At 43.0% G+C, this 12,721-nt stretch carries 14 protein-coding genes; 4 read left to right on the plus strand and 10 right to left on the minus strand.

Translation table 11 applies throughout. The features are described 5' to 3' along the window. Window positions 1-38 precede the first annotated feature (38 nt). Window positions 39-377 carry a YolD-like family protein gene (locus AM231_RS19300; RefSeq protein ID WP_053491710.1) on the minus strand — a complete coding sequence of 113 codons (339 nt, stop codon included), beginning with the start codon at window positions 375-377 and terminating at the stop codon, window positions 39-41. Next, entirely contained in the window at window positions 374-1,621 is a 1,248-nt protein-coding gene (locus AM231_RS19305; RefSeq protein ID WP_207383652.1) for a DNA polymerase IV, read from the minus strand. The genes AM231_RS19300 and AM231_RS19305 overlap by 4 nt, the downstream gene beginning before the upstream one ends. Window positions 1,622-1,871: 250 nt before the next feature. Here AM231_RS19305 and AM231_RS19310 point away from each other — a divergent pair, with 250 nt between their 5' ends. Both AM231_RS19310 and AM231_RS19315 read left to right on the plus strand, forming a co-directional pair. Beyond that, window positions 1,872-2,078 carry a DUF5316 family protein gene (locus tag AM231_RS19310; RefSeq protein ID WP_054404074.1) on the plus strand — a complete coding sequence of 69 codons (207 nt, stop codon included), beginning with the start codon at window positions 1,872-1,874 and terminating at the stop codon, window positions 2,076-2,078. A gap of 51 nt (window positions 2,079-2,129) precedes the next feature. Next, a complete protein-coding gene (locus tag AM231_RS19315; protein WP_054404075.1) occupies window positions 2,130-2,324 on the plus strand; it encodes a hypothetical protein in 195 nt (64 codons plus the stop codon). A gap of 152 nt (window positions 2,325-2,476) precedes the next feature. Here the strand turns inward: AM231_RS19315 and AM231_RS19320 are convergent, their stop codons facing one another. After that, window positions 2,477-3,064: a hypothetical protein gene (locus tag AM231_RS19320; protein ID WP_054404076.1), complete on the minus strand. Its 588-nt coding sequence runs from the start codon at window positions 3,062-3,064 to the stop codon at window positions 2,477-2,479. Window positions 3,065-3,353: 289 nt separating this feature from the next. Here AM231_RS19320 and AM231_RS19325 point away from each other — a divergent pair, with 289 nt between their 5' ends. Beyond that, on the plus strand, window positions 3,354-4,229 hold the full coding sequence (locus AM231_RS19325; protein ID WP_053491704.1) for an AraC family transcriptional regulator: 876 nt from the start codon (window positions 3,354-3,356) through the stop codon (window positions 4,227-4,229). An 816-nt stretch (window positions 4,230-5,045) separates the two neighbouring features. Here AM231_RS19325 and AM231_RS19335 read toward each other — a convergent pair. Continuing rightward, entirely contained in the window at window positions 5,046-5,699 is a 654-nt protein-coding gene (locus tag AM231_RS19335; RefSeq protein WP_053491701.1) for an FMN-dependent NADH-azoreductase, read from the minus strand. 134 nt (window positions 5,700-5,833) lie between these two features. On the opposite strand from AM231_RS19335, the gene AM231_RS19340 reads away from it, so the two are divergent. Then, window positions 5,834-6,325 (plus strand): Rrf2 family transcriptional regulator, encoded by a 492-nt coding sequence (locus tag AM231_RS19340; RefSeq protein WP_053491700.1) that lies wholly within the window; start codon window positions 5,834-5,836, stop codon window positions 6,323-6,325. Between the two features lie 370 nt (window positions 6,326-6,695). On the opposite strand, the gene AM231_RS29190 is transcribed toward AM231_RS19340, so the two are convergent. From AM231_RS29190 to groES, 6 genes are all read right to left on the minus strand, one after another. Continuing rightward, window positions 6,696-6,860, minus strand: a complete 165-nt coding sequence (locus AM231_RS29190) for a hypothetical protein (RefSeq protein ID WP_165593441.1) — start codon at window positions 6,858-6,860, stop codon at window positions 6,696-6,698. A 140-nt stretch (window positions 6,861-7,000) separates the two neighbouring features. After that, window positions 7,001-8,878 carry a M56 family metallopeptidase gene (locus tag AM231_RS19345; protein ID WP_054404077.1) on the minus strand — a complete coding sequence of 626 codons (1,878 nt, stop codon included), beginning with the start codon at window positions 8,876-8,878 and terminating at the stop codon, window positions 7,001-7,003. Then, on the minus strand, window positions 8,878-9,288 hold the full coding sequence (locus AM231_RS19350) for a BlaI/MecI/CopY family transcriptional regulator (protein ID WP_054404078.1): 411 nt from the start codon (window positions 9,286-9,288) through the stop codon (window positions 8,878-8,880). Before AM231_RS19350 ends, AM231_RS19345 begins: the two co-directional genes overlap by 1 nt. 227 nt (window positions 9,289-9,515) lie before the next feature. After that, window positions 9,516-10,256, minus strand: coding sequence for a hypothetical protein (locus AM231_RS19355; protein ID WP_054404079.1), 741 nt, complete (start codon window positions 10,254-10,256; stop codon window positions 9,516-9,518). 303 nt (window positions 10,257-10,559) lie between these two features. After that, window positions 10,560-12,188 (minus strand): chaperonin GroEL, encoded by a 1,629-nt coding sequence (gene groL, locus AM231_RS19360; RefSeq protein WP_054404080.1) that lies wholly within the window; start codon window positions 12,186-12,188, stop codon window positions 10,560-10,562. Window positions 12,189-12,253: 65 nt separating this feature from the next. Continuing rightward, window positions 12,254-12,535 (minus strand): co-chaperone GroES, encoded by a 282-nt coding sequence (gene groES, locus AM231_RS19365; RefSeq protein ID WP_006212454.1) that lies wholly within the window; start codon window positions 12,533-12,535, stop codon window positions 12,254-12,256. Between the last annotated feature and the right edge of the window lie 186 nt (window positions 12,536-12,721).

The following is a 12,721-nucleotide window of genomic DNA, read 5'->3' on the forward strand; positions in this document are numbered from 1 at the left end:
GCATTACGGTAATAGGAGTGCTGTAAACCGGTCGCTTCTCATCTAGCGGAAACAATATCATCGATCTTAATCCAGTGCCATTCCTCTTCGGTTATGGACAGTTTGATCTCCCGTCTGAATGTATGAATTAATACCACAATCCCCACCAGCTCCGTATTCCCATATTCATCAAACAGCCTTACTGTAACTTGGTGGTGCTCATGAAAGGACTCGGCCAAAGCACTTTCGATCAGCTCCATTTCCTGTGGATCGAGGATTGGCCGCTCCCTTCTTCCCTCCTCCAACTGCCGGCGGATAATGGTTTCTTTGTGCTCGGGAAGCATCATGCGGCTGGACTCCCATAGTCCGTTTCCCTCCAGCTTTTTGCGTGTTGTCATTTATAGTGTCCTCCTATCTTAGCTGATCGGTCCAGCGCTTGGCCTGCGTCTGTCTTGGATACGGCTCGGATTACAATCGAATTTCCATACTTATTCTTAAGGGCGTCCGTCACCCGCTCCAGAGCCATCGACCGCTCCCGGCCGGTATCAAACAGTGATATCTGATATTCCGTGTCTGGACTAAGCTGTGATAAACTTACGCCTACTCTCCGAATCGGTAAGCCATCCCAATACTTCTCCAGTAACCGACAAGCCCATTGGTAGACTTGATTCGTAATGTTGGAGGGGTCCTCCATTTTAAGCTGACGGCTGAAGCCGGTAGGTCGATCGAAGTCTGCTCCCATGCAGCCGACCGTTACCACATGCCCCATAAAACCAAGACCACGGCAGCGCTGGCACACCAGTTCCGTAAGCTCCAGCAGCACCACCTTGATCTCCTCCAGCTTGCTGTAATCCCGAGGGAGCGTCATCATATGTCCCACCGACTTAGGATCGACCTGATGCGTGCCTGGACGTACGGGGCTATCATCGATTCCGTTAGCAATTCGCCAGTACATCTCGGCCTGGATGTCCGAGTTCTTTCCAAACTTGCGCCGCATCATCTGTTTGAGCTTGGCAAGCGGCGTCTGTGCGACGCTGCCGATCGTTGGCAGACCCATGACATTAAAATGGCGGGTCATTCGGCTGCCGGCCATGAACATTTTATTCACTGGCAGCTTCCAGAGCGTTTCGGCAAGCATATCCTTGGACAAGGTATAGATGCCTGAGGGATTTTTTTTGGCATAGTTATCACATGCCGTCTTCGCCAGAATCTTCGTCTCCGCAATTCCAAAGCGAGTGTACACGCCCGTTGCCGCCTGAACATGCGTTTGAATCATCTGAGCAAGCTCTTCCGGAGTATCGGCGTATAGATGCATGCTGCCGGTCACATCCAGGAACTGTTCATCGATGCTGTACGGCTCCACCAAGTCCGTATATCTCTTATAAATGTCCGTGATAAGCATGGACACATCAATGTACCGCTGCATTCTGGGCTTGATAACGACGAGATCTGGACACTTCGCCATGGCCTCCCCGAGTCTCTCAGCCGTGGTTATCCCCTTTTCCTTCGCAAGCGGGCAAGCAGCAAGCACAATTCCTGACCGGCGCTCCGGATCGCCAGCAACCACGAGCGGACGATCCTTGTACTCCGGATGCTCTGCCTTCTCCACACTGGCGTAAAAAGACTGGCAATCACCTAACATCACAATCCGTTTGGGTGATCTCACGGTTATTTCCTCCTTCAAGTCATGAAATAGGAACATTCGTTTGTATTATATGCGAACATTCGTTCTTTTATCAATGTAAATTTAACCCACCCATTAGAAGAAGCATCCCAGGGAGAAGTGAGAAGGATGTGGACATTTGATGCGCTTCCAAAAAATGAATGTGATAGAATAAAAGTGGTAAAGAACTGGCGAGGTTAACAACAGAGGGCATGATGGGAGGAGCATAATGAATTTTCTTATAACTGCAGGATTAGTATGCCTGGCGATTACCGGGCTATTGTCAGGAGCCTTTACGACAGGATATCAACAGAGAGGCAACTTCTATGCAGACTCCAAGGATGATCGCGCCTCTAAGAAGGTAGTGGCCAATGGGTTCTTCCTAGCTGGTCTTGCCTTTCTGGCAGCAGCAGGTATCGTCTATTTATTCAACTAACAGAGGGATTACGATAAAGTGGTGATCATAAAAAAAGGGGGCATATTTAAAATGGGATCAGCAGTTGGTTACGCGGGTATCATAACTATGCTAATCATATTTTTAATTACTTTATTAGTAGTATATCGATTGGTTAAACTTGCTGTTAACCGTTCAGAACTCAAAACAGATATTACTAAGTTGAGGATAGAGGTCAAAAACCTGAATGAAAAAATAAATAGAATGGAAAAGTCGGCAGGTGAGTGAGATCTATTCCCACTCCGGATCACTTACCAGCTTGCAGAATCACATACTGTCGTAACCAAAAAGTAACCGTCCATGAAATGCCTAGTTAGCATTCGGCTCGGTTACTTTTTTTGATCTATTTGGTGTGAATTGCATAAAGTATCGTTCTTTCTCTACAAATTTTGCAATGTTTTCAATTCTGAGAAAATTCTTTGCTTGCTTACGCTCTCGTTATACGCATCTTCTGGATCCGTCCCATCCATATTGAATTTACCAGCTTGCATATTAATTACGCTGTATTGTCCATACGTATTCTTCGCCATAAAGATCATATATCTGCTGCCGCTTTTCATTTCGGTATAGCCTGCCATTGTTAATTTTTCTTTCCCTGAAAGAGTTTGCCTCAGAACAATGGGTTCTATCACTTTCAGGTTACTCGCGTCTTCCTCTGGACCTTTCAAAACCCTTTCCACTTCAATCTCGGTTAATGTGTAAAAGTCCATAATCACACCATTCTCAACTGTTCTAATCGTCATTTCACGATCCTCAAAATCTTTCACGGGACTTCCAATAACGACTAACTCAGCACCAGAAAATAATGCTGGTCCCGTTGAGTACCCCTTATAATCTGGGTAAGTTCTAATATCGCGAACGGAATTATAAATGGCAAAATAATAATAGCAGGCTGCTGCAAGGATGATCGCCAACAATAGTGAAAGAATTAGGCTTTTCTTTTTTATAAATATATAAATCCCCCCCATAAGCTAACGGTCATGCTTGTGACTATGGAAAGTGCTCCATATCGAGCCATTCTATCTCCTCATATTTTAGAACGTTAATCAACGAGTGTTAGTTACTCCCTGCACCAAAAACTGCAGTTTAACACTTTCGCAAATATTTAGATGATTTCAATTCTGAGAAAATCCTTTGTTTGTATTGGTTCGATTGAAGTGCTTTAGAATGGGATGCAATCCCTGCAGAAGCTGAACAAGATGTGTCGGATGCCTGTTAAGAGTCCCTGCTATTCTATAGATGAACGGAGGTCGTTGGATGAATATGCTTGAAAACTTAAATGGAGCATTAGACTACATCGAACAAAATCTTGAGAATGAGATTGATGAACACGAGATAGCAAAACGTGCTTACTGTTCAGTTTTTCATTTTAAAAGGATGTTCTCATACCTGGCAGGTATTCCTCTCCAAGAATATATTCGCCGCAGACGTCTCACACTCGCAGCATTGGATTTGCAGGACAGAACACTTAAAGTGATCGATATCGCCGTTAAGTACGGTTATAGTTCACCCGACGCATTTACCCGTGCTTTTCAGGCTTTACATGGGATTACACCAACAACAGTGAGAACCACCAACCGTTCACTAAAAGCATACCCTCCAATGACCTTTCGATTATCAATAGGAGGTAGTGAGCCCATGAAGTTTAGAATCGAGCAAAAAGACGCGTTTCAATTGCTTGGGGTATGTAACAGAGTTACGCCGGTAGATTCTGGTGAACACCCTGGTGTGGAACAGGTCTGGAAATCAACCGACACCGAAGTGTATGATCAACTGAAATCACTAAATAATTTAGAACCGTATGGAATATTGCATGTGAATGTTGGAGATGGAATACGACTAAAGCAGGATTTTGATTATTACATGGGAGTTGCTTCAACAGAGCCATGTCCAGAAAACCTTTTAAAATTATGTGTATCAGCAATGACATGGGTCGTATTTGAAGTAAGTATCCCCTGGGAAAAGGAAAAATGGCATCGCATTTATGGAGAATGGTTTCCTTCCTCTGGATATGAGCAAGTTGAGGGTCCTATGATACAAGTAGGCCCTGAAATCAAAGTAGGCTTAGACAAACAGGTATTTAATGAAGAAAAAGAAGTTGAGTTATGGATTCCTATTGTAAAAGTCAGTTAGCAGCAAACCAAATTCATGAATAAAACATCTACTTGTGTTCAAATGCCTCATAGTAAATTTTACCCACCTCTGATATACTAAAAGCATAACTTTAGGCATAGGTATGTGATCAATCAAATGTGGGATAAAGAACTGAAAATAGCTATACAGAAGAAGCAAATCGTGACGATATACCTTATTGATGGCGCAGTATTACAAGGGATACCAGATACTTGTACAGATCGTTTAAAGATGCGGAGTGCTTATGGGCCAGTCTGGGTGCCATTAGAGGAAATAAAGCATGTGAGTCGATTAATACGGCTAGACGTAAAAAAGAACCTACTGGCACATCCCTAGTAGGTTCTTTTTGCTATCTACAAAGTGAAATGTACTTTGAGGAGCGTCCGAGTATATATGGGAAGAGGAACAAAAGCAATTAGATTTAGCAATTGAATCAGATGAGGAGGATTAAATAAAATTGAGGAAAATCATCACATTCATTGTTGTCGGAATATTGAGTGGCATATTACTTACTAGAATTTTGGCAAAAAGCGAATCCTAAAAAAAGACCCGTTATTAGGGTCTTTTTCTTTGAAATTAGTTAGACCAAAAAAATGACCATGAGTGTGACTACAAATTTTAGAAAGGATTAGACGAATTATAAAAATTTATAAATAGACCTGTTAAGGAGGTTTCAACAATGAAGCTAATTAAAATGAATTGAGCCGGATTCGTCTTGGAACAAATAGCACAGGTCGCAGTACGCAAATATTAATTGAATTGTTTATAATAATCAATTCGTTGTTCAATTTATTTCCTCCTTACTATTCCTTTCACTTAAAGAAGTATTAATTCAGATGCTAATCTTGAAGCAGCTTCTTCAGCTTCTTTATATGCTTTTTGTAATACTTCATTTAGCGTCAGTAAAGCAGTTCCTTGCGCCCGAATGACTTGGTAATCTTCAATTCCAATGAAATTAAACATCGACTTCAGGTATTTTTGAGAGTAATCAACTTCTGTATACCAATCATCATTTGTATAGATTGAGCCACTTGCTTGAATGATAAGCATTCTTCGTCCGTCTTTAAGTAGTCCCACTGAACCATTTTCAGTATATTTAAAAGTTTCACGTGCGATAAAGATATTATCCATATAATCTTTTAATTTTGATGGAATATTAAAATTATGCAAAGGTAAAACAATAACATACGTATTTGCGCTTTTAAATTGTTGTAAGATTTCTGACATACGCTCCATTACTTTTTGTTCTTGGTTAGTTAGTTCCTGTTCTTCTCGTTGTTTTTCCCATGCACTTAACACCGTTTTATCAATCATAGGCACTAAATCACTGTACAAGTTAATTTGTTCAATTACTTCGCTATCAGGAATTAATTCTTTATATGCTTTCAAAAAGTGGTTAAAAACCTGCAAGCTAACTGAAGAAGTATCATCAATTTTTGGATGTGCATTTATGATAAGTGTTTTGTTCATTATTATTTCCCCTTTAAAATGAATTTTAAGCCCTTATTAAAGACTGAGTTAATCGACGATTAACATTGTCCATGATATATGTTATAATTATTTTTGTCAAATGAATAAAATTAATCAAAAGCAGGTGAGTTTTTATGCAATATAGTGTCGGAGTTGAATATGCTTTACATTGTCTGGTTTATTTAATTGATGTTCCTTCCACAGAAAGTGTTGGGATAAAGGATTTGGCAGAATTCCAAGGACTTTCTGAGACATTTCTTTCGAAAGTTTTTGGTAAATTATCTAAAGCTGGTATTGTAAGTTCTGTCCCCGGTGTAAAGGGTGGATATAGATTATCTAAGTCCCCAGAAGATATTTCCTTTTGGGATGTTGTTGAAGCAGTTGAAGGTCCTAAGCCTATTTTTCAATGTAAAAATATTAAAGATAATGGTTATTTGTATAGAGAAGGCTGCTGTTCAGCTCCCTCCTTCTGTACAATCAATTTAGTTATGCTCTCTGCGGAAGAAAAAATGCGTGATGACTTACGTAGTAAAACACTTTCGTGGTTAAATGAAGAGCTTGATCGTGTCTTGCCCAAACAAATACGTGAAAATACCCGGAAATATTTTTCGAAAAGTAGCATATAAAACAAACCTCTCATGAACTCCTTAATTAAGAGGAATTTAGAGAGGTTTTTCTTAGATCAAGGAAATGTATCTTTATCTTTCGAATTAGGTTGAAGAGCAGAATAATTAAAGGATGTCAGGGTAGCCAATGGAGAAATAGATTGCATAGAGGTTTGTTCTGGAGTATTTCCACTTACTATTACCCCACTAACATCATTTACTTTTTCTTCTACTGTAGGCTCAGCGTAAGAACTACTAACAAAAGAGAGTAACATGATTACAGACAAAGCTAATGCAGAGAATACGTGAGTGTTATATAAAATAGGCTCCCTTCCGGGAGCCTCAGCCTTCAGTTCATTATGATATTCGCTGCTGTAAGGACCGACTCAATTCATTGCTGATGTATACCATAAGAATCATCAGGATGGTTCTCGAGCAATTTGTTAATTCTGGCGGTTTCCTCTTTATCAAGTTGCTCCGCTTTACTCACAGCGGCTGCCGAGTTAGCAGACTTACCCGGTGCTGCCTCGGCGGCAAAATTCATGGAACCCAGCATGAAATGTACCACTTAAGGCAGCAATCGTTATTTTCGCATCTTTTTTCATAAGTCATATTCCGGTAGTTGTTGTTGTCTATTTATATAACAATACCGATCAAGGAATTTGTGACATGAACGTAAAATGATAACCTACGTTATTATTTCTGCACCGCTTCTTTCAGAATTGCGACTTTCTGTTCCTTGGACATATCCCATGTGGCTGAAATGCTGTATTCGAAGCCGCCTTCATGCCAAAAAACGTATTTTGGATAGATATGCGCCGGGAAGTCATCTTCAAAGAAACCTTTCTTCTTAGTTCCCTCTGACTCCAACGTATATTTAGAAATGGCCAGCGTATCTTTCCCGTTCGTATATTCAAGACGGATGGTTGCCGCCTCTTTCCAATCTATTTTTTTCGCATAGACGGGTTTACCGCTCTTCTTGCCTTCGGCCCTTACTTCATCAAGGAACTTGCCTTCGGTTGGACCTTCAATTCTCGCTTTGGAAAACTTATATCCCTCCGGCAAGTTGGCGGGCTGCTTCAGGATGGAACCTTCCAGCGTGGAGGCTCTTTTCAAGTAGTCCTCGTAAAGAGAGAAGTGTTCTATCCCTCCCCAATAACTTAGGTCGAGTCCGCTGTTAAGATCCTTATATTTATGATACAGAACGTACATATCACCTGTCTCTTTGCTTAGCTTCTTCACTCTATTGGTCTCAGCTTCGATATACTTCTTTTCCTCTGGAGTTAGAGCCTTGGCTGCTGCTTCTGCTTTCTTTTCGGCCTTTTCCAGTTCTTTTTTGTAAAGCTCGCGGTCTATATCACCCTCAGGATAGATAATATCCGGCACGTTATTGACAACAGCTTTTGCATTCTGTTCCGATTGCACGGAAGCCTTTGGCGTTACGCTCTCTGTATCGCTTTCCTTGGCATTAACCAATGTCACGCTGCCAAGCGCGAGAATCATCCCCATCCCGAGAATGGACAGGCGGTATGATTTTTTGTGAAAATGTTTAATCATCGTAAGTCTCCTTTTCATTTGTTTATGCGTGGCGGACAGGCCGGCAAGCCCCGGCTGGCGTTGGTTTCCTGAAAAATGCTCCAACACGTGGATGATCGTTTGTCCGTATGCATTGTTTTGCTGCGGGGTCATCCGATTCAAGGCGCATGCATCGCAGGCCATCTCCTGATCCTGTCTTGCTTTACGTATGGCTAGCCATAATAACGGATTAAACCAATGGATGATCAGGATGATATGCATTAACCAGTTCACGGCGACGTCCCGCCGCTGAATGTGCGCGAACTCATGCGCCAGAATATATTGAAGTTGATCTTTTTTAAGCGTGATAAGCAGACTGGGCGAAATGACGATCGCCGGCTTGTTAAAACCGACCACGGCAGGTCCAGGAATTCGCTCGCTGGACAGAAATTGCACTTTTTGCTTCACGCCTAGTTGCTGTTTCGTCTCGTGAAACACTGCCGATAGAAAAGGCGTATCTATCTTTCGGCCTGCCCTCAGGGCTTGTTTCAATCGAAGCTGGTCGTATACCGTTTTCGCGGCAAGAATCAGCACGCCCGCAAGCCAAACCGCAATCAGCGTATTGGTGAAGCCTATTTGGTTGAACCCATTCCACCAAAAGCCGCTCTCCTGCACGAGTCCCGATTCAAGGGATGGAGCAGATACTTCCGAAGTTCCGCTTGCTTCCGGGTTTATAGAGCGCTTAACATGAATCGTCGCCTCGCTTATTCTCCCCGCTTCTTTCCCACCCGATGAAATTTGTGTTTGTTGATGAATACCGGGTGCTATGGCTTCCAGAGACAAAACATTGTATAGGCTAAGCGAGGATTCCGGAGCCCAAGGGAGCAGCAAGCGAATGACCACGGGCAGCCAAAGCCAATATTTCCATCTGGCTTCAATCTTGTTTCTTAATAGAAATTGCAGAATCAGGACAAGTACGATCAGGATGGAGGCCATGAACGATCCGCGAATCACCCAGCCAAAACAAAACCATAAATTTTCTTGCAATGTAAGACTCATCAGGGCTCTCTCTTTTCTGTTTCCCCGTCGCTGCGGTTATCGTCAAACAAAGCTTTTAGATCCTCGATTTCTTGCGCATTCAGTTTTTTATCCTGCAGAAAGTTGGCCAGCATCGGTTTTAAAGCTCCCCCATAAAGCTTTTTCATGAAGGATTTGGTTTCGGACTGCAGATACTCCTGCTCGCTGATGATCGGATAAAATAGTTGGGTGCGCCTTGAACCCTTTTCCAGTTTCGCACCCGCTGCTTCCTTCTGCACCAGACGACTGAGGAGCGTCCGGGTCGTATTGGGGCTCCACCCCATTTGATCCGTCATTTGTTTTACGACCTCGCTGGAAGGGCAGTCCGGATTTGCCCACAATACGCGCATAATTTCCAGCTCTGCATCCGTAATCGGTGGTATTTGATTCATGCATGAAACCTCCAAAGTCAATTTACTCAGACTACATATGTAGTTATAATACACATGCTACATTTGTAGTTTAGTAATGTCAACTTGTTTGTCAGAGCGTAATTTTCTCGTTTTTGTTACACGAAAAAATGATTCGCACCGCCTGTGGGCATGATGATCTGCAAAAGAACCCATGTCATCGTATTTTGGAGCGCCTGTCCGAGAAAATATATAGCTGGCGCAAAATGTTATTTTTTCACGGCTGCTTTTAGCACTTCGATCTTCTGTTTCCTGGACATATCCAAAGAGGAGGTTGAAATGCTGTATTCGAATTTGCCGCCATCATTCCAAAAAACGTATTTTGGAAAGACATGCTTCGGCAGCTTATCGTCAAAGAAACCTTTTTTCTTGCTTCCCTTCGAATCTACCGTATCCTTGGAAAAGCCCAGCGTGTCTTTTCCGCTCGCATATTTAAGACGGATGGTTGCCGCCTCTTTCCAATCTATCTTTTTCACATAGATGGGCTTCCCGCTCTTCTTACCTTCGGCCCTTACTTCATCAACGAACTTTCCTTCGATCGGACCTTCAATGACCGCTGATAAAAACTTATATCCCTTTGGCAGGTTGGCAGGCTGCTGCAGAATGGATCCCTTCAGGGTTGAAGCTTTTTTCAAGTAGTCCTCGTATGTTGTGAATTCATGAATCCCTCCCCAATAGCTAATATCAAATCCGCTATTTAATTTTGGGTACTTATGATACAGGACATACATATCACCCGATTCTTGGGCCAACTCCTTCACTCTCTGGATCTCAGCTTCGATAAACTTTTTTTCCTCTGCAGATATAGGCTTGGCTGCTTCGTCTGTTTTTTTAACAGTGGCTTCTTGGGCTTTCTCGTTGGACTGCGCCTTCGCCGCGAGGCTTACGGAAGAACCCATTAATAAAATGCTGCTTAGTGTCGCGATTGCTACTTTCGTTGCTACTTTCATTTGGTAATGCTCCTCTCCTATAATTTTTATTTTTAATAAACTACATCTGTAGTTTCGATTTAATACTACAATTGTAGTTCAATAATGTCAATACGTTTGTGCAGATTTTTTTATTTTCGTTTGAATACAAAAAAGACCCGCAGCGTCTGCGGATCATGAAAAAAAGGAACCCTTGCAATCCTGTAGCAGAATGACTTGCAGGCATCTTTACGCAAGAAATGCGACCTTTTTGTGACCTTATACAAGAAAAGAGACCCCAAGGGGTCTCTTTTTTATTGATATGACAGGCTTTTAAGGCCTTACTTACATCATGCCGCCCATTCCACCCATGCCGCCCATGTCTGGCATAGCTGGTTTTTCTGGTTCTGGCTTGTCAGCGATAACCGCTTCAGTAGTCAGGAACATTGCAGCAACGGAAGCTGCGTTTTGAAGAGCGGAACGAGTTACTTTCGCAGGGTCAACGATACCTGCTTCGAACATGTTCACCCAAGTATCTGTAGCAGCGTTGTAGCCAATACCGATCTCTTCTTTTTTCAGACGCTCAACGATGACGGAACCTTCTTGGCCAGCGTTAGCTGCAATCGTGCGGATTGGCTCTTCCAGAGCGCGCAGAACGATGTTCACGCCTGTTCTCTCGTCGCCTTCTACTTCCAGAGCAGCAACAGCACTATATACGTTAACGAGCGCTGTACCACCACCGGAGACCATACCTTCTTCAACCGCAGCACGAGTAGCATTCAGGGCATCTTCGATGCGCAGTTTGCGTTCTTTCAGTTCAGTTTCGGTAGCTGCACCCACTTTGACAACAGCTACGCCGCCAGCCAATTTAGCCAGACGCTCTTGCAGCTTTTCCTTGTCGAAATCGGAAGTGGTTTCTTCCAATTGGTTGCGGATTTGCTTCACGCGAGCTTCGATGTCTTCTTTGTTGCCAGCGCCATCAACGATGATGGTGTTTTCTTTGGTTACGCGCACTTGACGAGCGGTACCCAATTGCTCGATGGAAGCCGTTTTCAGGTCAAGACCCAGCTCTTCCGTGATCACTTGACCACCAGTCAATGCAGCGATATCTTGCAGCATCGCTTTACGACGGTCGCCAAAGCCTGGAGCTTTAACAGCTACCGCGTTGAATGTTCCACGCAGTTTGTTCACGATCAGCATCGCTTGTGCTTCGCCTTCGATGTCTTCAGCGATCAGAACGAGCGGCTTGCCTTGTTGTACGATTTTTTCAAGGATCGGCAGGATCTCTTGTGTGTTGGTTACCTTCTTATCCGTGATCAGGATGTATGGATTCTCAAGAACAGCTTCCATTTTATCCGTATCGGTAATCATATATGGAGAGATGTAGCCGCGGTCGAATTGCATACCTTCCACAACTTCCAGCTCTGTCAAGAAACCGCGGGATTCTTCAACGGTGATAACGCCGTCTTTACCCACTTTGTCCATTGCTTCTGCAATCAGTTGACCTACTTCTTCGTCAGCTGCGGATACGGAAGCAACTTGAGCGATCTCCTGGTGGTTTTTCACTTCTTTTGCGATGTTTTGAAGCTCAGTAACAGCAGCTCTAACCGCTTTGTCGATACCCTTGCGGATAACCATTGGGTTAGCGCCAGCCGTTACGTTCTTCAGACCCTCGCGGATCATAGCTTGTGCCAGAACCGTTGCAGTTGTTGTACCGTCACCGGCAACATCGTTAGTTTTGGTTGCTACTTCTTTAACAAGCTGTGCACCCATGTTCTCGAATGCATCTTCCAGCTCGATTTCTTTAGCGATGGTTACACCATCATTGGTGATGAGCGGGCTTCCGAATTTCTTCTCAAGCACCACGTTGCGGCCTTTCGGACCGAGTGTTACTTTAACTGCGTTTGCCAAAGCGTCTACACCGCGAAGCATGGAGCGACGGGCATCTTCACTGAACTTAATGTCTTTTGCCATAGTATTACGTACCTCCCTAGTGGATTATGGAATAATCGTACATCAAAGATATATTCAGGCGTTCATTAGCCTAGGATCGCGTGGATGTCGCTTTCTTTCATAATCAAATATTCTTTACCTTCGTATTTGATTTCTGTTCCAGCGTATTTGGAGAAAATAACACGGTCGCCTTCTTTAACTTCCAAAGGTACACGTGCGCCATCTTTTAGGGAGCCACTGCCAACAGCAATAACTTTACCTTCTTGTGGCTTTTCTTTAGCGGAATCAGGAAGTACAATCCCGAATGCTGTAGTTTCTTCTTGTTCGATCGGTTCTACCAATACGCGTTCACCTAAAGGTCTGATCATGAAAAAATAGCCTCCTTTAAATATGTTGTGATGCTTTTTTCAAAGCTTTATGTATTAGCACTCGACAAGCCTCAGTGCTAACAACCAATTTTATGATACTCAAGTTGTCTCGAAATTTCAAGTCTTTTGCATGATTTTTTGATCATTTTTTTGCAGATCGGACTCCGGCCAGGTTTGTCCTTAACC

The organism is Paenibacillus solani (assembly GCF_001277345.1).
Lineage (GTDB): Bacteria > Bacillota > Bacilli > Paenibacillales > Paenibacillaceae > Paenibacillus_AQ > Paenibacillus_AQ solani.

Excerpts from the sequence above, each read along its gene's own strand:
- AM231_RS19305 (WP_207383652.1), bottom strand. The coding sequence starts at position 1,621 with ATGTTAGGTGATTGCCAGTCTTTTTACGCCAGTGTGGAGAAGGCAGAG.
- AM231_RS19300 (WP_053491710.1), bottom strand. The coding sequence starts at position 377 with ATGACAACACGCAAAAAGCTGGAGGGAAACGGACTATGGGAGTCCAGC.
- AM231_RS19325 (WP_053491704.1), top strand. The coding sequence starts at position 3,354 with ATGAATATGCTTGAAAACTTAAATGGAGCATTAGACTACATCGAACAA.
- groES (WP_006212454.1), bottom strand. The coding sequence starts at position 12,535 with ATGATCAGACCTTTAGGTGAACGCGTATTGGTAGAACCGATCGAACAA.
- AM231_RS19315 (WP_054404075.1), top strand. The coding sequence starts at position 2,130 with ATGGGATCAGCAGTTGGTTACGCGGGTATCATAACTATGCTAATCATA.
- AM231_RS19340 (WP_053491700.1), top strand. The coding sequence starts at position 5,834 with ATGCAATATAGTGTCGGAGTTGAATATGCTTTACATTGTCTGGTTTAT.
- AM231_RS19345 (WP_054404077.1), bottom strand. The coding sequence starts at position 8,878 with ATGAGTCTTACATTGCAAGAAAATTTATGGTTTTGTTTTGGCTGGGTG.
- AM231_RS19335 (WP_053491701.1), bottom strand. The coding sequence starts at position 5,699 with ATGAACAAAACACTTATCATAAATGCACATCCAAAAATTGATGATACT.
- AM231_RS19320 (WP_054404076.1), bottom strand. The coding sequence starts at position 3,064 with ATGGGGGGGATTTATATATTTATAAAAAAGAAAAGCCTAATTCTTTCA.
- AM231_RS29190 (WP_165593441.1), bottom strand. The coding sequence starts at position 6,860 with ATGCTGGGTTCCATGAATTTTGCCGCCGAGGCAGCACCGGGTAAGTCT.
- AM231_RS19310 (WP_054404074.1), top strand. The coding sequence starts at position 1,872 with ATGAATTTTCTTATAACTGCAGGATTAGTATGCCTGGCGATTACCGGG.
- AM231_RS19355 (WP_054404079.1), bottom strand. The coding sequence starts at position 10,256 with ATGAAAGTAGCAACGAAAGTAGCAATCGCGACACTAAGCAGCATTTTA.
- AM231_RS19350 (WP_054404078.1), bottom strand. The coding sequence starts at position 9,288 with ATGAATCAAATACCACCGATTACGGATGCAGAGCTGGAAATTATGCGC.
- groL (WP_054404080.1), bottom strand. The coding sequence starts at position 12,188 with ATGGCAAAAGACATTAAGTTCAGTGAAGATGCCCGTCGCTCCATGCTT.